At 71.5% G+C, this 19,853-nt stretch carries 20 protein-coding genes; 11 read left to right on the forward strand and 9 right to left on the reverse strand.

Annotation, left to right across the window (positions count from 1 at the left end; all coding sequences use genetic code 11):
- Positions 1-5: 5 nt before the first annotated feature.
- On the reverse strand, positions 6-938 hold the full coding sequence (locus ACWDZ7_RS25410; RefSeq protein ID WP_451800059.1) for a DMT family transporter: 933 nt from the start codon (positions 936-938) through the stop codon (positions 6-8).
- Between the two features lie 151 nt (positions 939-1,089).
- Between ACWDZ7_RS25410 and ACWDZ7_RS25415 the strand changes: the two genes are divergently transcribed.
- Positions 1,090-1,665 carry a TetR/AcrR family transcriptional regulator gene (locus ACWDZ7_RS25415; RefSeq protein WP_451800061.1) on the forward strand — a complete coding sequence of 192 codons (576 nt, stop codon included), beginning with the start codon at positions 1,090-1,092 and terminating at the stop codon, positions 1,663-1,665.
- Between the two features lie 16 nt (positions 1,666-1,681).
- Here the strand turns inward: ACWDZ7_RS25415 and ACWDZ7_RS25420 are convergent, their stop codons facing one another.
- Both ACWDZ7_RS25420 and ACWDZ7_RS25425 read right to left on the reverse strand, forming a co-directional pair.
- Positions 1,682-2,392 carry an ArsR/SmtB family transcription factor gene (locus tag ACWDZ7_RS25420; RefSeq protein ID WP_451800063.1) on the reverse strand — a complete coding sequence of 237 codons (711 nt, stop codon included), beginning with the start codon at positions 2,390-2,392 and terminating at the stop codon, positions 1,682-1,684.
- A gap of 43 nt (positions 2,393-2,435) precedes the next feature.
- On the reverse strand, positions 2,436-3,095 hold the full coding sequence (locus ACWDZ7_RS25425) for a TetR/AcrR family transcriptional regulator (protein WP_451800064.1): 660 nt from the start codon (positions 3,093-3,095) through the stop codon (positions 2,436-2,438).
- A gap of 117 nt (positions 3,096-3,212) precedes the next feature.
- Here ACWDZ7_RS25425 and ACWDZ7_RS25430 point away from each other — a divergent pair, with 117 nt between their 5' ends.
- The 3 genes from ACWDZ7_RS25430 to ACWDZ7_RS25440 all read left to right on the forward strand — a co-directional run bounded on the left by ACWDZ7_RS25430 (position 3,213) and on the right by ACWDZ7_RS25440 (position 5,460).
- Positions 3,213-4,364, forward strand: coding sequence for an acyl-CoA dehydrogenase family protein (locus ACWDZ7_RS25430; RefSeq protein WP_451800065.1), 1,152 nt, complete (start codon positions 3,213-3,215; stop codon positions 4,362-4,364).
- An 84-nt stretch (positions 4,365-4,448) separates the two neighbouring features.
- Positions 4,449-4,736, forward strand: coding sequence for a YiaA/YiaB family inner membrane protein (locus ACWDZ7_RS25435; protein ID WP_451800067.1), 288 nt, complete (start codon positions 4,449-4,451; stop codon positions 4,734-4,736).
- A 100-nt stretch (positions 4,737-4,836) separates the two neighbouring features.
- Positions 4,837-5,460, forward strand: a complete 624-nt coding sequence (locus ACWDZ7_RS25440) for a TetR/AcrR family transcriptional regulator (protein ID WP_451516756.1) — start codon at positions 4,837-4,839, stop codon at positions 5,458-5,460.
- Between the two features lie 42 nt (positions 5,461-5,502).
- Here ACWDZ7_RS25440 and ACWDZ7_RS25445 read toward each other — a convergent pair whose 3' ends face one another.
- A complete protein-coding gene (locus tag ACWDZ7_RS25445) occupies positions 5,503-5,967 on the reverse strand; it encodes a MaoC family dehydratase (RefSeq protein ID WP_451800069.1) in 465 nt (154 codons plus the stop codon).
- A gap of 121 nt (positions 5,968-6,088) precedes the next feature.
- On the opposite strand from ACWDZ7_RS25445, the gene soxR reads away from it, so the two are divergent.
- Together soxR and ACWDZ7_RS25455 are read left to right on the forward strand one after the other, a co-directional pair.
- Complete coding sequence (gene soxR / locus ACWDZ7_RS25450; protein ID WP_451800071.1) at positions 6,089-6,556, forward strand: redox-sensitive transcriptional activator SoxR; 468 nt, start codon at positions 6,089-6,091, stop codon at positions 6,554-6,556.
- 84 nt (positions 6,557-6,640) lie between these two features.
- A complete protein-coding gene (locus tag ACWDZ7_RS25455) occupies positions 6,641-7,159 on the forward strand; it encodes a hypothetical protein (RefSeq protein WP_451800073.1) in 519 nt (172 codons plus the stop codon).
- 12 nt (positions 7,160-7,171) lie between these two features.
- Here ACWDZ7_RS25455 and ACWDZ7_RS25460 read toward each other — a convergent pair whose 3' ends face one another.
- On the reverse strand, positions 7,172-7,780 hold the full coding sequence (locus ACWDZ7_RS25460; RefSeq protein WP_451800075.1) for a hypothetical protein: 609 nt from the start codon (positions 7,778-7,780) through the stop codon (positions 7,172-7,174).
- A gap of 295 nt (positions 7,781-8,075) precedes the next feature.
- Here ACWDZ7_RS25460 and ACWDZ7_RS25465 point away from each other — a divergent pair, with 295 nt between their 5' ends.
- Entirely contained in the window at positions 8,076-10,928 is a 2,853-nt protein-coding gene (locus ACWDZ7_RS25465; protein ID WP_451800076.1) for a penicillin acylase family protein, read from the forward strand.
- On the opposite strand, the gene ACWDZ7_RS25470 is transcribed toward ACWDZ7_RS25465, so the two are convergent.
- The 3 genes from ACWDZ7_RS25470 to ACWDZ7_RS25480 all read right to left on the reverse strand — a co-directional run bounded on the left by ACWDZ7_RS25470 (position 10,925) and on the right by ACWDZ7_RS25480 (position 13,999).
- A complete protein-coding gene (locus ACWDZ7_RS25470) occupies positions 10,925-12,190 on the reverse strand; it encodes a serine-threonine protein kinase (RefSeq protein WP_451800078.1) in 1,266 nt (421 codons plus the stop codon). The two genes, ACWDZ7_RS25465 and ACWDZ7_RS25470, sit on opposite strands and share 4 nt — an antisense overlap.
- A gap of 48 nt (positions 12,191-12,238) precedes the next feature.
- Entirely contained in the window at positions 12,239-13,492 is a 1,254-nt protein-coding gene (locus tag ACWDZ7_RS25475; protein ID WP_451800212.1) for an MFS transporter, read from the reverse strand.
- A 117-nt stretch (positions 13,493-13,609) separates the two neighbouring features.
- Complete coding sequence (locus ACWDZ7_RS25480; RefSeq protein ID WP_451800080.1) at positions 13,610-13,999, reverse strand: DUF6191 domain-containing protein; 390 nt, start codon at positions 13,997-13,999, stop codon at positions 13,610-13,612.
- Positions 14,000-14,211: 212 nt separating this feature from the next.
- Between ACWDZ7_RS25480 and ACWDZ7_RS25485 the strand changes: the two genes are divergently transcribed.
- The 4 genes from ACWDZ7_RS25485 to ACWDZ7_RS25500 are packed head-to-tail and all read left to right on the forward strand — an operon-like array spanning position 14,212 to position 18,076.
- The gene (locus tag ACWDZ7_RS25485) at positions 14,212-14,976 is read left to right on the forward strand and encodes an SDR family oxidoreductase (protein WP_451800081.1); all 765 of its coding nucleotides are present in this window, start codon (positions 14,212-14,214) and stop codon (positions 14,974-14,976) included.
- The gene (locus ACWDZ7_RS25490; protein WP_451800083.1) at positions 14,973-16,661 is read left to right on the forward strand and encodes a class I adenylate-forming enzyme family protein; all 1,689 of its coding nucleotides are present in this window, start codon (positions 14,973-14,975) and stop codon (positions 16,659-16,661) included. Before ACWDZ7_RS25485 ends, ACWDZ7_RS25490 begins: the two co-directional genes overlap by 4 nt.
- Positions 16,662-16,682: 21 nt before the next feature.
- Entirely contained in the window at positions 16,683-17,276 is a 594-nt protein-coding gene (locus ACWDZ7_RS25495; protein WP_451800085.1) for a TetR/AcrR family transcriptional regulator, read from the forward strand.
- A complete protein-coding gene (locus ACWDZ7_RS25500; RefSeq protein WP_451800086.1) occupies positions 17,273-18,076 on the forward strand; it encodes a hypothetical protein in 804 nt (267 codons plus the stop codon). Before ACWDZ7_RS25495 ends, ACWDZ7_RS25500 begins: the two co-directional genes overlap by 4 nt.
- A 14-nt stretch (positions 18,077-18,090) precedes the next feature.
- Here ACWDZ7_RS25500 and ACWDZ7_RS25505 read toward each other — a convergent pair whose 3' ends face one another.
- On the reverse strand, positions 18,091-19,848 hold the full coding sequence (locus ACWDZ7_RS25505; protein ID WP_451800088.1) for a type IV secretory system conjugative DNA transfer family protein: 1,758 nt from the start codon (positions 19,846-19,848) through the stop codon (positions 18,091-18,093).
- Positions 19,849-19,853: the final 5 nt, after the last annotated feature.

The raw sequence follows: 19,853 nt of genomic DNA on the forward strand, positions 1-19,853 counted from the left end.
TACAGCTACTTTCGGGAGGGGGTCGGTGCGGGGGCGGGCTCGGTGCGGGTGTGGGGGCGGGAACGCGCCACCGCGACCCCGGCCAGGCAGAGCGCGCCGCCGCCGAGGGTGACCGCCCCCGGTACCTCGTCCAGCGCCAGCCACGACATCACGACGACCAGCGCGGGCACGGCGTACGTCGTGGCGCCCATGCGGGTCGCGGTCGTGCGGGCCAGCGCGTACGCCCAGGTCGTGAAGGCGAGTGCGGTCGGGAAGACGCCCAGGTACAGCATGTTGAGGGTGGCGGACGCGGGCGCGTGTTCCAGTTCGTCCACGAGCTGCCCCGCGAACGGCAGGCACAGCACCGCGCCCACCAGGCAGCCGAACGTCGTCACCTGAAGGGCGCTCGCGCTGCCGAGCGCCGGCTTCTGGGCGACGACCCCGGCCGCGTACCCCACGGCCGCGATCAGGCAGAGCGCCACGCCGAGCACGGACGCGCGCCCCTCGCCGGACATCGAGAAGCCGACGGCCACCGCGCCCGCGAAGGACACCGCCATGCCCGCGAGCAGCCGCGGCGGCAGGGGGTCGCCGAGCAGCCGTGAGCCCAGCAGTGCCACGAGGATCGGCCCCATGTTCACGAGCAGCGCCGCGGTGCCCGCGTCGACCTGCTGCTCGCCCCAGTTGAGGACGACCATGTACACCCCGAACCACAGCAGCCCGGACACGGCTATCCCCGGCCAGGCGGCGCGCGGCGGCAGCCCCTCGCGGCGTACCGCCCAGACGGCACCGAGCGTCAGCGCACCGGCGAGCAGGCGCCCGAGTGCGAGCGCGCCGGGGGAGTAGGCGGTGCCCGCGCTGCGGATGGAGACGAAGGCGGAGGCCCACATCACGACGGTGAACGCGGCGGCGGCCGCGGCGAGCAGCTGGGGGCGGCGGGCCGAGTGGCTGGAAGCAGACATGGGGAGAGGCTAGGTCGGGGAAGCTTCGGCGCTCACCTCAATATCCACGCGAGCGTCCCCGCCGCATCCGCGCGCTACCACGCCGGTGGCTCGTCCTGTAGTACTGTTGCTGTAGTGGTTGACGTGTAGTACTACGAATGGAGTGACGATCATGGTGCGCAGGAACGACGGACGGCGTGCGGCTCTGGTCGACGCCGCCATCGAGGTGCTGGCCAGGGAAGGTGCCCGCGGGCTGACCTTCCGGGCGGTCGACACCGAGGCCGGTGTGCCCACCGGCACGGCCTCCAACTACTTCAGCAACCGCGACGACCTGCTGACCCACGCGGGCGCCCGGGTCTACGAACGTCTCCAGCCCAGCCCGGAGGAGATCGAGCGCCAGCGCACCGCCGAGCGCGACAAGGAGGCGTACGCGGGACTGATGCGGGAGGTCGTCGGCCGGGTCAGCGGCTTCCGCACCGGCTACCTCGCTCTGCTCGAACTGCGCCTGGAGGCCACCCGCCGCCCGGACCTGCGCGCCGTCCTCACCGAACGCGTCCGGGCCGACCTCGACGCCAATCTCGCCTACCACAAGGCCTCCGGCCTGCCCGGTGACGCGACCGGCGTCCGGCTGCTCTACCTGGCCTTCAACTGGCTGATCGTGGAGCAGCTCACGCTGCCGGGGGTGCTCTCGGAGGCCGAGCGGGACGCGCTGGTCACGGCGGCGGTGGAGCGCATCGTGACGGAGTGACCGGCCACCCGGGGGCTCACAGGCCGTCGATGCCGAGATGCGCGGCGAAGGCCCGCTCCCCGGCCGGCGTGACCCTCACCGCGCGCTGCGAACCGATCCGCGCGCACCACCCCGCCTCCAGCGCGTGCAGGCACAGCGCCGCGCCCGCGACCCCGGCCAAGTGCGGCCTGCGCTCGGTCCAGTCCAGGCAGGCCCGCGCCAGCGGCCGCCGCCCGGCGCGGGCGAGCCCGATGCCCAGCTCCCCGAACCACTCCACCCCTTGGTCGGTCAGGGCGAACCCCGTGTCCTGCCGCAGCAGCCCGCGCGACGTCATCGCCCCGGTGATCGCGGTCCCGAGCCGCCCCGCCAGGTGGTCGTAGCAGGTGCGGCCCCGCGCCATCGCGTTGCCCGCGCCGGTCTCGCGCAGCGTACGGGGCTCCGCCGTGGCCCCGGGCGCCGCGTGGGCGGCGAGATCCTCGACGAGCTGCGCGACACCCGCGTCGGCGAGCCTCGCATAGCGGTGCCGCCCCTGCCGCTCCTCGGCGAGGAGCCCGCCCGCGACCAGCTTCCCCAGATGCTCGCTGACGGTCGACGCCGCGACTCCCGCGTGCCGCGCCAGCTCGCCGGCGGTCCACGCCCGCCCGTCCAGCAGCGCGAGCAGGCACGCGGCGCGCGTCCGGTCCGCGAAGAGCCCCGCGAGGGAGGCGAGGGCGGGAGCGGTGACGTTCGTGGTGCGACCGGGCTTCATGTCCCCAGGATGGGCCAGGAACGCTTCGGCGCCCACCGAAGCGTCAGGCGTCGGCCGTCCGCCCCGCCCCCACCTGCTCGTACTGGAGGGCCAGCCCGTCGAGCAGCGCCTTGAGGCCCGCCTCGAAGGCGCGTTCGTCGATGATCTGCTGGCGCTCGGCGAGCAGGTGGGCCTGGCCGAGGTGGGGGTAGTCCGCCGGGTCGTACGCGGTCTCGTCGTCCACGAAGCCGCCGGCGAACGAGCCGAGCGCGGAGCCCATGATGAAGTACCGCATCAGCGCGCCGATCGACGTGGCCTGCGCGGCCGGCCAGCCCGCGTCGACCATCGCCCCGAACATCGCGTCCGCGAGCCGCAGTCCGGCCGGGCGGCGCCCCGGACCCCGGGCGAGCACCGGGACGATGTTCGGGTGCAGCGTCAGCGCGGCCCGGTAGGAGACCGCCCAGTCATGCAGCGCCGTACGCCAGTCGCGCCCGTCGGCGGTGTCGAACATCGACAGGTCGACCTGTGCGCTCACCGAGTCGGCGACCGCCTCCAGGATCTGGTCCTTGGTGCGGAAGTGGTTGTAGAGGGACGGCCCGCTGACCCCCAGCTCGGCGGCGAGGCGGCGCGTGGAGACGGCCGCGAGGCCCTCGGCGTCCACGAGGGCGCGCGCCGTGTCGACGATGCGTTCTCGGCTGAGGAGGGGCTTGCGCGGTCGGGCCATGCGGCACATAGTAGGGCTGCCACAGGAAACTAGCAGTGCTAATTTAAATCCCATGTACTTCCCCATGTACATCCACGTACGTCCCCACGCATGTGCCGACGCGAAGAGGTGCCCCCGATGAACCTGGAGCTCAGCGACGAGCAGACCGCCGTCCGGCGGCTGGCCGAGGACTTCGTCGCGCGCGAGATCACCCCGCACGTCATCGAGTGGGACCGCGCGGAGAGCGTCGACCGGGCGCTCGTGAAGAAGCTCGGCGACGTCGGCTTCCTGGGGCTCACCATCGAGGAGGAGTACGGCGGCTCGGGCGGCGACCACCTCGCGTACTGCCTGGTGACCGAGGAGCTGGGCCGCGGCGACTCCTCCGTGCGCGGCATCGTCTCCGTCTCGCTCGGCCTCGTCGCCAAGACCATCGCGTCCTGGGGCAGCGAGGCGCAGAAGCGGCAGTGGCTGCCGGGGCTCACCTCCGGGGAGTACGTCGGATGCTTCGGGCTCACCGAACCCGGCACCGGCTCCGACGCGGGCAGCCTCACCACCAAGGCCGTCCGCGACGGCGACGACTACGTGGTCAACGGCGCCAAGATGTTCATCACGAACGGCACGTGGGCCGACGTCGTCCTCCTCTTCGCCCGCACGAACGACACCCCGGGCCACCGGGGCGTCTCCGCCTTCCTGGTGCCCACCGACACCCCCGGTCTCAGCCGCCGCACGATCCACGGCAAGCTCGGGCTGCGCGGCCAGGCCACCGCCGAGCTGGTCCTGGAGGACGTCCGCGTCCCCGCGTCGGCCATGCTGGCGCCCGAGGGCAAGGGCTTCTCCGTCGCCATGTCGGCCCTCGCCAAGGGGCGCATGTCGGTGGCCGCCGGGTGCGTGGGCATCGCGCAGGCCGCCCTGGACGCGGCGGTGAAGTACGCGACCGAACGCGAACAGTTCGGCAAGACCATCGCCCACCACCAGCTCGTCCAGGAGCTGCTCAGCGACATCGCGGTGGACGTGGACGCGGCGCGCCTGCTGACCTGGCGGGTCGCCGACCTCGTCGACCGGGGCCAGCCCTTCGCCACGGAGTCCTCCAAGGCCAAGCTGTTCGCCTCGGAGGCCGCCGTGCGCGCCGCCAACAACGCGCTCCAGGTCTTCGGCGGCTACGGCTACATAGACGAGTACCCGGCGGGCAAGCTGCTGCGCGACGCCCGCGTGATGACGCTCTACGAAGGCACCAGCCAGATCCAGAAGCTCGTCATCGGCCGTGCGCTGACCGGGATTTCGGCCTTCTGAGACACCGCAGGGCCCCGCGGCTGAGTACGCATCTGAGTACGCGAGCGGATATGGCGCGGGCCGCCCGGCGGTGAAGCTGTGGCCATGACTGAGCCGCCCGTCAAGCAGCAGACCACCAACGCCTTCTACGGCCAGGCCGTGGCGTCCTTCGCCGTGTCCATCGGCGCCGTCGCCATCGGCATCGGCTACCTGGACGCCTCGGCCTGGGTGCGCGGCTTCCTCGCCATCGCCGTGCTCTACCTGACGACCTCCGCGTTCACCCTCGCCAAGGTGATCAGGGACCGGCAGGAGGTCGTGCAGATCGTCAGCAGGGTCGACCAGGCCCGCGTCGACAAGCTGCTCGCCGAACACGACCCGTTCGCCAAGCCCTGACGCCTGACCGGACACCCGGCCATCTCTCTCTAAGCGCTTGCTCACCGTCAAGGGTATGGTGTCCCTCCCGGCAGACCGGGTCAGGTGCGAAGGAGCGGGCATGAGTGCGGCGGAGGAGACCGGCGTCGAGGAGCAGCCGTGGGGCGAGGTCAGCCCCGACGCGGCCAGGCGGCTGCTGATCGCCGCCGTCGAGGCCTTCGCCGAGCGCGGCTACCACGCGACCACGACCCGTGACATCGCGGGCCGCGCCGGGATGAGCCCCGCCGCGCTCTACATCCACTACAAGACGAAGGAAGAGCTGCTCCACCGCATCAGCAGGATCGGCCACGACAAGGCCCTGGCCATCCTGCGCACCGCGGCGGACGGCGAGGGCGGCGCGGCCGACCGGCTCACGGCGGCCGTGCGCTCCTTCGTCGGCTGGCACGCCGCCCACCACATGACCGCGCGCGTGGTGCAGTACGAGCTGGACGCGCTCGGCGAGGAGCACCGCACGGAGATCGTCGCGCTGCGCCGCGAGTCGGACGCGGCGGTGCGGGGCATCATCAACGACGGTGTGCGCGCGGGGGAGTTCGACGTCCCGGACGTGCCGGGCACCACGCTCGCCGTGCTCTCGCTCTGCATCGACGTGGCCCGCTGGTTCAACGTGGCGGGGCACCGGACGCCCGACGAGGTCGGCGCGCTCTACGCCGACCTCGTACTGCGCATGGTGGGTGCCGGGAAGTAGGGCCCCGGCAGCTCAGAAGCAGTCGGGAAGCAGGCCCCCGGCTCAGAAGTAGTAGCGCGACACCGACTCGGCCACGCACGCGGGCTTGTCGGCGCCCTCGCGCTCCACGGTCACCTGGGCCGTCACCTGCACGCCGCCGTCCTTCGTGGGCGTCACGTCCGTGAGCGTGGCGGTGGCCCGCAGTCGCGAGCCGACCGGCACCGTGGAGGGGAAGCGGACCTTGTTGGTGCCGTAGTTGATGCCCATCTTCATGCCCTCGACGCGCATGACCTGCGGTACCAGGCTCGGCAGCAGCGACAGGGTCAGATAGCCGTGCGCGATGGTCGTCCCGAAGGGACCGGCGGCCGCCTTCCCGGCGTCCACGTGGATCCACTGGTGATCGCCCGTGGCCTCGGCGAAGAGGTCGATCCGCTTCTGGTCGATCTCCAGCCAGTCGCTGTACCCGAGCTGCCCGCCGACTCCGGCGCGCAGTTCCTCGGCCGACGTGAAGATCCTCGGCTCCGCCATCCCTGGCCTCCTAGACATGTGCGATCAAGTCATCAAGTCATCAGTAGGTGCGACTAAGCGCTTGCTCAGCGTGCGGGGCGCGCCGACGCGTGTCAACGCACCGGCCATTAGGGTTCCAGGGGTGCCCCAGATTCCAGAGAAGGTCCACGAACTCACGGTCGGCCAGCTCTCCGCCCGAAGTGGCGCCGCCGTCTCCGCCCTGCACTTCTACGAGACCAAGGGCCTCATCAGCAGCCGCCGCACCTCGGGCAACCAGCGCCGCTACCACCGCGACACGCTGCGCCGCGTCGCCTTCATCCGCGCGTCCCAGCGCGTCGGCATCCCGCTCGCCACGATCCGCGAGGCCCTCGACTCGCTGCCCGAGGAGCGCACGCCCAACCGCGAGGACTGGGCGCACCTCTCGGAGCACTGGCGCGCGGAACTGGACGCACGCATCAAACAGCTGGGCCGACTCCGCGACCACCTCACGGACTGCATCGGCTGCGGCTGTCTGTCCCTGGAGACGTGCGTGCTGTCCAACCCTGATGACGCCTTCGGCGAACGGCTCACGGGCTCCCGCCTGATGGTGGAGGGCCGCCCCGGGAAGTAGTACAAGAGAAGCAGTAGAAGAAGAAAGCAGGAAGCAGGAAGCACGAAGCAGGGGCTCACACAACATCACTCAGGGGGAGGGCCGATGTCGGTTGCCATCTGCTCGTTGAAGTGGGACGCCGCACAGCACGGGCCGCAGACCATCAAGTACGACAGCGACGGCTACCACCTCGTGCGTTTCCCGTACGGAGCGGGCGAGGAGTCGTACGATCCGTGGCGCATGCATGACCCGGCGAAGAGCGGCAGCGGCCCCTCAAGTTTCCCGCACGCCCACTCGGGGCTGATCTGGCCGAGCCACGACGGCTGGGGCGTGCTCTCCGCGCTGGTCTTCTGGCGGCCGGACAGCGGTCCCACCGAGTACCGCTCACGCTTCGTCCGTGACCCGCTGAACCTGACCACCGGGTACGACTCGACCGCGACGACCGACTCCGCGCCCACCCGTGGCAGTCAGTTCAGGTCCTACGTCTGGCAGATGTTCGTGCACCCGGAGACGCCCGTCGGGCTGAAGATATCGGCGCGCGGCGTGGGAGACGTGAAGCTCGCCACGCCGCTGACGCACGCCCAGTTCAAACTGGCCATCCACACGGACGTGATCACGCCCTGACCGCTCCGTTCCTCATGCCGAGACCAGGGGCCGCAGGCTGCGCGCCCGCGCCCGGGCCACCGCGTCCGGTGTGAGCACGGGAGCGGGCACGACGATGCCGCAGCCCGTGCAGACCGCCCCCGAGGACGGCTCGTGCGCCAGACCGCGCTTCCACACCAGGGACGTGTCCCCACAGACGGGGCAGGACGCGCCCGGCTCCCTCTCCAGCGCCGCGATCAGCCGCCGCAGCACTTCGGCGAGGGGGGCGCGGGGGTGGACGTCCGGGTCGTCGCACCAGGCGACGCCGCAGCCGCCCCAGGTGCGGCGGTGCCAGTCGTCCTCGCTGCCGGGGCGCCTGAGCCCGTCGTGCTTCTCCTTGCGGCGGCGCTCGGCGAAGCCCGCCTCGTAGGTGAGCCAGACCGCGCGCGCCGCCTCGAGTTCCTCCAGCGCGGCCACCAGCCTCGCCGGTTCGGGCGACCTGTCCTCGGGCCCGAAACCCGCCCGTGAGCACAGATGGTCCCAGGTCGCCCGGTGTCCGTAGGGGGCGAACCTCTCCAGGCACTTGCGCAGCGAGTAGCGCCGCAGTGCCAGATCGCTCTGTGGATCACGCACCTGTCTCGCGAGACTCCGGAATCCGGCCATCGCCCTGCACCTCCGTCACACGTACTTCCGTACTGGTACCCCGTGTTCCGTATCTGCCGGCGTCGCAATCGAACCGAAGTCGAAACGACGTCGCCGAGTAGACGTATCGACACGCGAATCGGCTCCCTTTCGAGGCGACAGCTTTTCGCCTGCCCGCCTGAGCAGTACTGATGCGCCCACGAAGGGGGCGCGTTGTGGTGATTCGGAAAAAGCGACGCTTGTTCATCTTCCGGGATCGCCGACTCGCCAGTAACCTCCGCCGCGTCCGCCTTCCGCAGTACCCGGAGGAGCAGCCATGCGACGACGCGTCGTCAGACTCAGAACGCTCACGGCGGGAGCGGCGCTCGCACTCGGCGCCTGCCTGCTGGCGCCACCGCCGGGGGCGGGCGCGGCGCCCCGGGAGCCCACCGCCGAGCGCAGTGGTGCCGAGCAGGGCGCCGACTACTGCGGGGGCCAGTGCGCGGACATCCTGCCGCCCGGCGCCAACGGCAACGCGACACTCGCCGAGATCCTCTCCCACCGGCTCCTCGGCACCCGGCCCGCGCACGCCGACGATCAGCTGGGCCCGTACGACGCGCTGCCCTCCGGCTACCCCTCCCTCACCGACGACCGTCTCACAGAGTTCTTCAACGACACCTCCTTCGGGGTGCGCGACGGCCAGATCGCTTCGGTCACCAAGCCGCGCGACGACGTGACGATCACGCGCGACAAGAAGTACGGCATCCCGCACATCAAGGGCACCACGCGCTACGGCACCGAGTTCGGCGCGGGCTTCGCCGCCGGGCAGGACCGGCTCTGGCTCATCGACCTCTTCCGGCACATAGGCCGCGGCGAGCTGACGTCCTTCGCGGGCGGCGCGCCCGCCAACCAGGGCCTTGAGCAGCAGTTCTGGCCGCAGGCCCCGTACACGGAGAAGGACCTGGAGAAGCAGGTCGAGTACATCAGGTCGACGCAGGGGGAGCGCGGCAGGCAGGCCATGGAGGACGCGCAGGCCTACATCGACGGGCTCAACGCCTACCGCGAGAAGTCCAAGAACGGCCGCTACTTCCCCGGCGAGTACGTCCTGACCGGCAAGATCGACGCGATCACCAACATCGGCGAGATCGAACCCTTCAAGGTCACCGACATGATCGCGCTGGCCTCGGTCGTCGGCGGGCTCTTCGGCAACGGCGGCGGCGGAGAGGTCGAATCCGCCCTCTCCCTCCTGAAGTCCCAGGAGAAGTACGGCGTCGAGAAGGGCACGGAGGTCTGGGAGTCCTTCCGCGCCCGCAACGACCCCGAGGCCGTCCAGACCGTCCACGACGGCACGAGCTTCCCCTACGCGGGCAAGCCGGAGAAGGCACGCGGCACCGCCCTGCCCGACCCGGGCTCGGTCGAACGCGAGCAGCTCGTGTACGACCGTGAGGGCGGCGCCAAGTCCGGCGCGAAGGACCCGGTCAAGGCGCCCGAGAAACTCAAGCCGCTCCAGGGCATGTTCGACAAGGGCGTCCTGCCCGCCGACCTCTTCCGGCCCGACGGCCACAAGAAGGGCATGTCGAACGCCCTGCTCGTCTCCGGCAAGCACACCGCGAGCGGAAACCCGGTCGCCGTCTTCGGCCCCCAGACCGGCTACTTCGCCCCTCAGCTGCTCATGCAGCAGGAGCTCCAGGGGCCCGGCATCAGCGCCCGGGGCGTCTCCTTCGCGGGCGTCGGGATGTACGTCCAGCTGGGGCGCGGCCAGGACTACGCGTGGTCGGCCACCTCCGCCGGGCAGGACATCACGGACACGTACGCCGTGGAGCTCTGCGAGCCGGGCGGCGGCACGCCCACCAAGCAGTCCACCGGCTACCTGTACCGGGGCACCTGCACGCCCATGGAGAAGCTGGAGCGCAAGAACGCCTGGAAGCCGACCCTCGCCGACTCCACGGCCGCCGGCTCCTACCGCATGCAGGTCTTCCGCACCAAGTACGGCATCGTGACCCACCGCGCGAGCGTCGGTTCCAAGCCCGTCGCGTACGTCTCCCTGCGCTCCACCTACCGCCACGAGGCCGACTCGATCATCGGCTTCCAGATGCTGAACGACCCCTCGTACGTCAAGGACGCCGCGAGCTTCAAGAAGGCGGCGCAGAACATCAGCTACGCCTTCAACTGGTTCTACGCCGACTCGCGCGACATCGCGTACTACAACAGCGGCGCCAACCCCGAGCGCGCCGGGAGCGTCGACCCGGCGCTGCCGGTCGAAGGCCGACAGGCGTACGAGTGGCGGGACTTCGACCCGGAGAACAACACCTCGGCGCGGACCCCGCCCGCCGAACACCCCCAGTCCGTCGACCAGGACTACTACATCTCCTGGAACAACAAGCAGGCCAAGGACTTCAGCACGGCGGGCTTCGGCGTCAGCGCCGTGCACCGCGGCGACCTGCTCGACGGGCGGGTCAAGAAGCTCACCGAGGAGGGCGGCGTCACCCGCGCCGCGCTCACACAGGCCATGTCCGAGGCGGCCGTCACCGACCTGCGCGGCGAGCAGGTGCTGCCCGAACTGCTGAAGGTGGTGCGCAGCGAGCCGGTCACCGATCCGCGACTCTCCAAGGCCGTCCAGCAGTTGGAGGCCTGGCGCAAGGCGGGCGCGCGGCGCGACCAGGCGTCGGCGGGTTCCAAGACGTACGCCCACCCCGACGCCGTACGCGTCATGGACGCCTGGTGGCCACTGCTGATCGAGGCCGAGTTCAAGCCGGGCCTGGGCAAGGACCTGTACGACGCCCTGACCGCGCAGCTGAGCACCGACGAGGCACCCTCCGCGGGCCACGGGCCCACGGGGGCGCACGCCGGGTCGGCCTTCCAGTACGGCTGGTGGGGCTACGCCGACAAGGACCTGCGCAAGGTCCTCGGGCAGCCGGTGAAGGGCGAGCTTGCCGACGCCTACTGCGGCGACGGCAAGCTCGACGCGTGCCGCGACACCCTCCTCGCCACCCTCGCGCAGGCCGTCGCCAAGCCCGCCACCGAGGTCTACCCCGGCGACGACGCGTGCCGGTCCGGTGACCAGTGGTGCGCGGACGCGATCATCCACCGCGCGCTCGGCGGCGTCACGCACAAGCCGGTCCAGTGGCAGAACCGCCCGACGTACCAGCAGGTCGTCGAGTTCCCCCGCCACCGGGCCGGAGGGAACTAGGCCATGGCGATCCGCCCGGCGGCGAACACGGCACGCGCCAGTTCCTCATGGCACACGTCGCTGTGCGCGCCGGCGGGCGGACCGCCGCGCCGCACCACCGACGCCGCGTCCACGCTCACACACCCCTTGGTCGGCAGCTTCTCGCCCAGCTTGACGCGCTTGCAGCCGTCCACCGCCCGGAAGCCGTCGTAGCCGATGGCGCCCCAGCGCTCGAACAGGTTCAGGAAGCTCGTGGAGTCACCGGCCAGCTTCGACGCCAGGGGATAGAGCCGCCCCAGGGCGTCGTCGTGGCGCGAGTGGCAGGAGATGAGGGGGCCGTCGATGCGGTGCTGCACACCGTGCAGGGCGCCGCCGCGCGACCGGTCGTGCGGCAGGCGCTCGGCGAACGCGTAGTGCGAGAAGGCCCCTTGGAGCAGCGTCACCGACTTCACCGCGCGTACGTCGGCTGGCATGCCGCGCAGCGCGTACGAGACGAGCCGGCCGCCGAAGCTGTGCCCGATCAGATGCACCCTGATGCCGGACACGTCGGCGGCGAGCAGGCCGATGGCGGGGCCGAGCCCCAGCTGGCCCACCGCGCCCGCCCGCCGCTTCATCGCGTAGTAGGTGCCCTGCCGCAGCAGCTCGTGCGCGCCGTTCCACACCCGGTCACGCAGGTCCCCGAAGAGCGCGGGCTGCCCGGTGTCGGCGCGGGCCGCCGCGAGCACCTCGCAGACCTGGACCGCGTCGTCGGTGAGCATGGCGGGCTCGCCCCCGCCGGTGTCCTCGCCCAGGTTCCGGGCCGGGCTCGTCTCACGCAGGGAGACCAGCTCACGGACGTGCCGCCCGAACTCGTAGACGCGTGAGGGGACATCCGAGCGCTCCGCGAGCAGCTCGGCGATCCGGTCGAGCGTCGGACCGTGGTCGGGGAAGGCGCGGTCGAGCGCCTCCCGGGTGGCCGCGTCGAGGCCGGGACCACCGGGCGGCGCGGCGCCCGCGGCGGCGGCCGAGGGATCGAAGTCGGGGATCGGCTCGTCGGGGAAGCGGATGGCGGGCCAGAGCAGCCCGACGTAGCCGAGGCGCACCCCCGCTCCGGCCAGCTCCTGACAGGGGGCGAAGAAGCGCCGGTACAGCTTGCGGGCGTCCTTCTTGTCGTTGTTCCAGCCGTGCGCGAAGACCAGCAGGTCGGTGACGCTCTCGCGCTCCGTGCCGGACAGCAGCCGCGCGCGCTGCTCGGTGTCGACGTCGCCGTCGGCGTCGAAGGTCAATTCCCAGTAGGGCTCCACGCCGGTATGGTCCTGCCGCCGGGCCCGCCTGACCAGACTCCGCGCGGCTCAGGACAGTTCTCGCTCCCGGGTCTCCGGCAGCGCGAGGACGCAGAGCAGGGACACGACGGCCATCGCGCTCACGTACCAGCCCACCGACGAGGAACCGAACGCCGACTGCAGCCGGGTCGCCACCAGCGGCGAGACGGCACCGCCGAGCACGCCGCCCAGGTTGTAGGCGAGCGAGGCACCCGAGTAGCGCACGTTCGCGCCGAACAGCTCCGGCAGATAGGCGCCCATCGGGCCGTAGACCACGCCCATGCAGAACAGCGCGCCGCCCAGGGCGAGCGCGATGAGCACCGGCTGCCCGGTGTCCAGGAGCGGGAAGAGCACGAGCCCCCACACCGCCGCGAGCCCCGTGCCCACGAGGACGAGCCTGCGCCGCCCCGCGCCGTCGGAGCGCGTCGCGGCGAGCCAGGTGCCGGCCGCGAGGAAGAGGCAGGCCACGAGGGACAGGCCCAGCATGGTGTTGCGGGAGATGTGCAGGGTGCCGGTGGCATAGGCGAGGCAGTACGTCGTGGCGGTGTAGAAGAGGCCGTACGCGACGACCATGCCGCCGGCGCCGAGCAGCAGTTCGCGCGGGTGGCGGCGGAGCACGTCGAGCGCGGGGACCTTGCTGGCCTCCTGCGCCTCCATGACCTTCGCGAAGACCGGCGTCTCGCTGATCCGCAGCCGTACGAAGAGTCCGACGCCGACGAGCAGGAAGGAGAGCAGGAACGGCACGCGCCAGCCCCAGGTGCGGAACGCGTCGTCGGACAGCACGGACGAGAGCAGCCAGAAGACGCCGGTCGCCGCGAAGAACCCGACGGACGGGCCGAGCTGGGGGAAGGCGGCGTACAGTCCGCGCTTCTTCTTCGGCGCGTGCTCCACCGCGAGCAGCGCCGCCCCGCCCCACTCGCCGCCGAGCCCGATGCCCTGGAGGAAGCGGAGCAGGATGAGCAGCAGCGGCGCCCAGATCCCCCATGTGCCGTAGCCGGGCAGGAGACCGACGAGGGCGGTCGAGAGTCCCATCAGGAGCAGCGAGGCCACCAGGACGGACTTGCGGCCCACCCGGTCGCCGAAGTGCCCGAAGATCACCGAGCCGATGGGCCGCGCCGCGAACGCCACCGCGTACGTGGAGAACGACGCCAGCGTGGCGTTGACCGGGTCCAGGGTCGGGAAGAACGCCTGGTTCAGGACGAGGGCGGCGGCCGTGCCGTAGATGTAGAAGTCGTAGAACTCGATGGCCGTCCCGATGAAGGACGCGACGGCGACCCGGCGCATGCTTTCGGGACTGCCGTCGGCGTTCTGCAAGTCCTGGACCTGCGGCTTCTGCTGCTTCTGTGATGCTGTCGCTTCGCTGTGCACGAGCGGCACTCTCACGGTGGATGTAGGGAGCAGTCAATACCTGGGACGGCCTGTCTCGGAAGCTGAGACCGGGTCAGTATCACCGCGGACGGCCCGGCGTCCAGGCCTTTCCTGGACTGCCTGGGGCAGCACGATGAACGCCGTGCCCTGGGCCAGGTCGATTCGGGAGCGGGGTGGCGCGCCGTCGCTCTCGTCGTCCCGTCGCAGCAGCTCCACCCGCCGCTGCTCCAGCTCCGCCGTCTTGTTTCCGTTCACGACCGCGGTGAACTCGTCGAAGGCGATGTTCGACAGCGACCGCCCCGTGCGCCTGCGCAGCCAGGGGATCAGGCCCAGCCCCGTGAACCACCGCCACACGCTCTCCATCAGGGCGAACAACGCCAGCGCACACGTGAACGCCGGGAACGACATCAGCCAGATCGTCACAGATGGTCCCTCGTCATGGGGCCACTGTTCCGGATCCCAGGCGCGCGGGGATCAGACCAGCGCATGATCCGCTTCCCCCGTGCGGCGGAGGCGCCGCGCCCTCCGCCTCCTCGTGGCCGCCCCCTTTCGCCGTGACATACCGACTGGTTAGTCTGCTGTCACAGACGGGCCGCGCGAGCCGTGGTCGAGCCCGAGGCCGAAGGAGACCGGTCGTGGAGACCCTGCAGGACAAGGGAGTAGTCGTCACCGGCGCCGGCGGCGGGATCGGAGCCGCGCTCGCCCGCCGCTTCGCCGCCGAAGGGGCACGTGTCGTCGTCAACGACCTGGACGGAGCCAAGGCCGAGGCCGTCGCCGACGAGGTGGGCGGCATCGCCGTGCCCGGGGACGCCTCCCGCATCGCGGCGCGGGCCACCGAGGCGCTCGGCGGCTCGGTCGACGTGTACTGCGCCAACGCCGGGCTCGGCTCCGGCGGCAGCGAGGCCGCGTCCGAGGAGGTCTGGGCCGCGGCCTGGGACGTCAACGTCATGGCGCACGTACGGGCCGCGCAGGCGCTGCTGCCCGGCTGGCTGGAGCGCGGCCACGGGCGATTCATATCGACCGTCTCCGCGGCCGGGCTGCTCACCATGATCGGCGCCGCCCCCTACAGCGTTTCCAAGCACGGCGCGTACGCCTTCGCCGAGTGGCTCTCGCTCACCTACCGCCACCGCGGCCTCAAGGTCCACGCGATCTGCCCGCAGGGCGTGCGCACCGACATGCTCGCCGCCACCGGCACCGCGGGCGACCTCGTGCTCACGCCCACCGCGATCGAACCGGAGGACGTCGCGGCCGCCCTCTTCGCGGGCATGGCCGAGGACCGCTTCCTGATCCTGCCCCACCCCGAGGTCGCCGCGTACTACGAGGCCCGCGCCGCCACCCCCGACAAGTGGCTGACCGGCATGAACCACATCCAGCAGAAGTGGGAGGCGACGCAGCGGTGACCAAGTCCCCCGAGGCCCCGAACGGTTCGATCTACGCCGCCAAGCCCTGGCTCGTCCGCCTCAACGACGCCCAGCGCGGCCCCGTGAACCCCGCCCCCTCCATGGTCCACGCCTTCCGCGCCGCCGTCGCCCGCGCCCCCGAGCACACCGCCCTCGCCTACTTCGACGGCCGCCTGAGCTACCGCGAGACCGACGCCCTCAGCGACTCCGTCGCCGGACACCTCGCCGCGCGCGGCGTCGCACGGGGCGACCGCGTCGCGATCCTGCTCCAGAACACCCCGCACTTCGTGCTCGCGCTCCTCGGCGCGTGGAAGGCGGGCGCGACGGTGGTGCCGGTCAATCCCATGTACAAGTCGGCGGAGGTCGGTCACGTCCTCGCCGACGCCGACGTGACCGCGCTGATCTGCGCGGACCGCGCCTGGGAGACGTATCTGCGCGACACGGCGGCGGACTCGCCGGTGCGGGTCGTGCTCACCGCCTGCCAGCTCGACCTCCAGAGCCGCGACGACCCCCGGGTCCTCGACTTCGAGCGCCTGCCCGTCGCCGCCGACGCCGACGACCTCCTGGCGGTCGCCCGCCAGGGGCTCCAGGCCCCCGACGGCCGCGGACTCGGCCCCTCGGACGTGGCGCTCATCAGCTACACGTCGGGCACCAGCGGCACCCCCAAGGGCGCCATGAACACCCACCGCAACATCACCTACAACGCGGAACGCCAGCGCACCGGCTCCGGAATCCCGGAGGGCGCCTGCTACTTCGCGATGGCGCCGCTCTTCCACATCACCGGCATGGTCGCGCAGGTCGCGGGGTGCATCGCCAACGCGGGCACCCTCGCGCTCGCCTACCGCTTCGAGGCCGGCGTGGTCCTCGACGCCTTCACCGAGCACCGCCCCGCCTACACGGTCGGCCCGTCCACCGCCTTCATGGCACTGGCCGCCCACCCTTCCGTCACCCGCGCCCACTTCGACTCCTTCGCGCTGATCTCCTCGGGCGGCGCGCCGCTGCCCCCGGCCCTCGTGGAGAAGTTCCGCGCGGCCTTCGGGCCCTACCTCCACAACGGCTACGGCCTCACCGAGTGCACCGCGCCCTGCGCCTCCGTGCCGCCGGGCCAGGAGGCGCCCGTCGACCCGGTCTCGGGGACCCTCGCCGTCGGCGTGCCGGGCCCCGAGACGGTCGTACGCGTCCTGGACGACTCCGGCCGGGAGGTCCCCTTCGGGGAGCACGGCGAGATCGTCGTACGCGGCCCCCAGGTCGTCCCCGGCTACTGGCAACGCCCCGACGCCACCGCCGAGGCGTTCCCCGACGGAGAACTGCGCACCGGGGACATCGGCTTCATGGACCCGGCAGGCTGGCTCTACGTCGTCGACCGCAAGAAGGACATGATCAACGCCTCCGGCTTCAAGGTCTGGCCGCGCGAGGTGGAGGACGTCCTCTACTCCCACCCGAGCGTGCGCGAGGCGGCCGTCGTCGGGGTGCCCGACAGCTACCGAGGGGAGAGCGTCAAGGCGTGCGTCAGTCTGCGTCCGGGCAGTGGGACCGACGCGGAGGAGCTGACCGCGTACTGCAAGGAGCGGCTCGCCGCGTACAAGTACCCGCGCGAGGTCGAGATCCTGGCGGAGTTGCCGAAGACCACAAGTGGGAAGATCCTCCGGCGGGAGCTGCGCTCCCGCGCACAGAACAGTCAGTGACACGAAAGGCAGGTGGCGGCAGTGGCCAGGACGACGGACGGTGACGGCACGCCCGTCCCGCAGCGGCTGCTGGCCGCCGCCACCCGGCTCTTCGCCGACCAGGGCTACGACCGCACCTCGGTGCAGGAGATCGTGGAGGCGGCCGGCGTCACCAAGGGCGCGCTCTACCACTACTTCGGCTCCAAGGACGACCTGCTCCACGAGGTCTACGCCCGTGTGCTCCGCGTCCAGCAGGAGCGGCTCGACGCCATCGCGGACGCGAAGGCCCCGGTCGAGCGGCGGGTCCGCGACGCAGCCGCGGACGTCGTGGTCACCACCATCGACAACCTCGACGACGCCTCGATCTTCTTCCGCTCCATGCACCACCTCGGCCCCGAGAAGAACAAACAGGTACGCGCGGAGCGGCGCCGCTACCACGAGCGGTTCCGGGCCCTGATCGAGGAGGGCCAGGAGTCCGGCGTCTTCTCCACGGCGACCCCGGCGGACCTGGTGGTGGACTACCACTTCGGCTCCGTCCACCACCTGTCCACCTGGTACCGCCCGGAGGGCCCCCTCACTCCGCAGCAGGTCGCGGACCACTTGGCGGACCTGCTGCTGAGGGCGCTGCGGCCGTGAGTCCACCGGGGCCCGACCTGTGGCAGCGTGCCGTCACCCGGTGGGCCGCCGTACTCGGCGGCGCCGCGCTGGTGCTGCTGATCGGTCTGGTGGTGCCTCTCAGCGACAGCAACCTCGGCGGCAACCTCGTGAACGCCGTGGTGGCCGGCGCGAACGTGGCGTTCGTCATCTTCACCTGGGCGGTCTTCAAGGCGGGCCAGGACCAGCTGGCCCAGATGCGCGGTGAGGCGCGGGCCCAGAACGAGGCGTGGCGCAGGGAGTACAGCAACGCCCTGGACACGTACCGCGAGGCCGTGCGCGCCCGCCTCGACCAGTCCGCGCCCCGGGTGAGCGTCACCTTCGACACCTGGACGGCGTGCCTGGTCAGCAACGGGCGCACCACCACGATCCGGCCCGGCACGCCCGTCCCGGAAGGGCCGCCCGGCCTGGCCGTGCGCCTGGCGACCCGCTGGGTGGTGAAGAACTGGGGGACGGAACCCGTCGTGGTGCGCTACCCGCTCACGCCGTCCGGCACCGAGGATGTGCGCGTCTCGCCCTCGGCGGAGCACACCTTCCTCTACGAGCGCGAGTGCGCGGTGGGCGACTGGCAGGCGCGGCACGGGCGTTGGCAGCACACCATCGAGGTCCTGGCCGAGGACCTGGGCGGTGACGTCCTGGACACCCACACCTGGGCACGTGAGATCACGGTCTTCGATGTCGGCGACGTGTCCCGGCTGACCCTGCGGGAACTGGACGTCGTCCGTGGTTCCGTCGCCAAGCGCCGCCGGAGCTATCCGGGCCTGGCGGCTCCGACGGCCTGAGGCCGCGCGCCCCCTCAGAAGGGGACGTCCCCGTCGGGTGGTGGCGGAGGAGGCGCGGGCGCGGGCAGTGCCGCGATCACCCGGTCGATCTGCTCGCGGTGCTCCTCGCGGGCCCGGTACGCGGCCGTCGGCACATGGCCCGCCCGGCAGCGGCGCAGCAGCAGCGCGATGCGCCGTGCGGAATTGTCCAGCATGTAGTACCAGTCGACGGCCGCGCTGGTCCCCTTGGCCGTCTTGAGGGCGAGCAGCTCGTCGATGACGCCGCGGTGCGCGTACCAGCACGAGAGGACCGAGCTGTCGAGGTCGTGCCGCTCGATGATGTCCAGGACGAAGTCCCGCAGTCGCACCAGCTCCTCACGGGTGGCGGCGGACTCGGGCTCGGACGCGCTCGCGGGCGGCGGCGGGGGCGCCGCTCCCGCCGCCGGCATGCGGTAGGCGGCGCGCGCCGCCTCGACGAGGCCGTTCAGCGCCGGATCGTCCTTCCAGCGCCGCAGGTCGAGCAGCTCGGGCTGCAGCCCGCCGTACAGGCACAGCGCGGACTTGGCCGACATCTCGCGCAGGTCGGAGCGGTCCCAGCCGCGGCGCTTGTGGCGGCGTACGTCCGACGTCGCCAGCTGTTCGTGGAGGAAGACGCCGGTGCGGGTGTCGCTGTTGCCGGGCAGGAACAGTTTGCCCCGGTGGTTGTTGACGATGAGCGCGCCGCGGTCCTGGCCGTAGGTCGCGTACAACTGGCTCATGTCGTGGAAGACGGAGATCAGCTGGATGCCGCTGCCGGCCGCCGTCGTGGCGAACGTGTCCAGGTCGTCGAGTTTGGCGATGTTCCCCGCCTCGTCGAGGCAGAGCATGAGCGGGACCTCGATGACTCCCTGGCCGTCCTTCTTGTCCGGCCTGCCGTTGCGGTCGATCGTCTCGTTGACGACCTGCCGGGCCAGGGCGGTGAACAACGGCATGAACTGCCGCTGCTGATGGGGCGGTGCGCACAGGAACAGAGTGTGGTGGCCGCCGTCGAGGAGCGTCTGGAGCGACAGGCGCCTGGTCTGGGCGCAGCGCCGGTCGACACCTTCGAGAGCGAAGGCCTCCAGGGTCGTCGCGGCCGTGGCACAGATGGAGCCGTAGGTGGTGCTGTCGTAGTTCTCGTAGTTGATCAGGCGGCCGAGGCAGCGGCGCCAGCCGCTGGACTGCGTTTCGCTGTTCAGCAGCAGACGCCGCTCCGCCAGGACGTCCACCAGCTCCGCCGCGTTCATCCCGAGCCATTCCAGTACGTCACCCATGGTGCCGCCGGTGCGTGCCGCGGCGAACAGCAGTGGGGTGAGCAGCAGCCGTGCCTGGCTGGACCAGAAGTCGCCGTTGGTGACGCTCTTGAAGTCGGTGCCGGTGGAGAGCGCGTCCGCCTGGCGCACCGCGTCGTCCCAGACCGTGATCGAGTCCAGGGGGCTCCATCCCACGCAGTGCGCCGCGAACCGCTGCCCGATGGACTCGGTGAGCCCGGCCGGGTCGAAGATGAACACCTCACCGAGCGAGCTGCGGTGTTCGAGGGTGGCGGCGACCACGTCGAACCGCACCGAGGTGACCAGGCAGGGACCGGCCCACTCCAGGACCGCGGGGATGACGACACTCGTGGTCTTGCCGCTGCGCTGCGGGCCGAAGACGATCAACGGCTGGAGGACCTCGCAGCGCTGCACGGCGTCGTCGGCGAGGCCCATCGCGACCCGGTGCGGATGGTCCGCGCCCCGCGATGTGCGCAGGAGGCTGTCGGTCGGGTTCTGCGCCATGGCTG

The organism is Streptomyces sp. NPDC003032 (genome assembly GCF_053591415.1).

Bases quoted from the DNA above. Each gene is read 5' to 3' on its own strand.
- ACWDZ7_RS25410 (WP_451800059.1), bottom strand. From the start codon at position 938: ATGTCTGCTTCCAGCCACTCGGCCCGCCGCCCCCAGCTGCTCGCCGCG.
- ACWDZ7_RS25415 (WP_451800061.1), top strand. From the start codon at position 1,090: ATGGTGCGCAGGAACGACGGACGGCGTGCGGCTCTGGTCGACGCCGCC.
- ACWDZ7_RS25420 (WP_451800063.1), bottom strand. From the start codon at position 2,392: ATGAAGCCCGGTCGCACCACGAACGTCACCGCTCCCGCCCTCGCCTCC.
- ACWDZ7_RS25425 (WP_451800064.1), bottom strand. From the start codon at position 3,095: ATGGCCCGACCGCGCAAGCCCCTCCTCAGCCGAGAACGCATCGTCGAC.
- ACWDZ7_RS25430 (WP_451800065.1), top strand. From the start codon at position 3,213: ATGAACCTGGAGCTCAGCGACGAGCAGACCGCCGTCCGGCGGCTGGCC.
- ACWDZ7_RS25435 (WP_451800067.1), top strand. From the start codon at position 4,449: ATGACTGAGCCGCCCGTCAAGCAGCAGACCACCAACGCCTTCTACGGC.
- ACWDZ7_RS25440 (WP_451516756.1), top strand. From the start codon at position 4,837: ATGAGTGCGGCGGAGGAGACCGGCGTCGAGGAGCAGCCGTGGGGCGAG.
- ACWDZ7_RS25445 (WP_451800069.1), bottom strand. From the start codon at position 5,967: ATGGCGGAGCCGAGGATCTTCACGTCGGCCGAGGAACTGCGCGCCGGA.
- ACWDZ7_RS25455 (WP_451800073.1), top strand. From the start codon at position 6,641: ATGTCGGTTGCCATCTGCTCGTTGAAGTGGGACGCCGCACAGCACGGG.
- ACWDZ7_RS25460 (WP_451800075.1), bottom strand. From the start codon at position 7,780: ATGGCCGGATTCCGGAGTCTCGCGAGACAGGTGCGTGATCCACAGAGC.
- ACWDZ7_RS25465 (WP_451800076.1), top strand. From the start codon at position 8,076: ATGCGACGACGCGTCGTCAGACTCAGAACGCTCACGGCGGGAGCGGCG.
- ACWDZ7_RS25475 (WP_451800212.1), bottom strand. From the start codon at position 13,492: ATGCGCCGGGTCGCCGTCGCGTCCTTCATCGGGACGGCCATCGAGTTC.
- ACWDZ7_RS25505 (WP_451800088.1), bottom strand. From the start codon at position 19,848: ATGGCGCAGAACCCGACCGACAGCCTCCTGCGCACATCGCGGGGCGCG.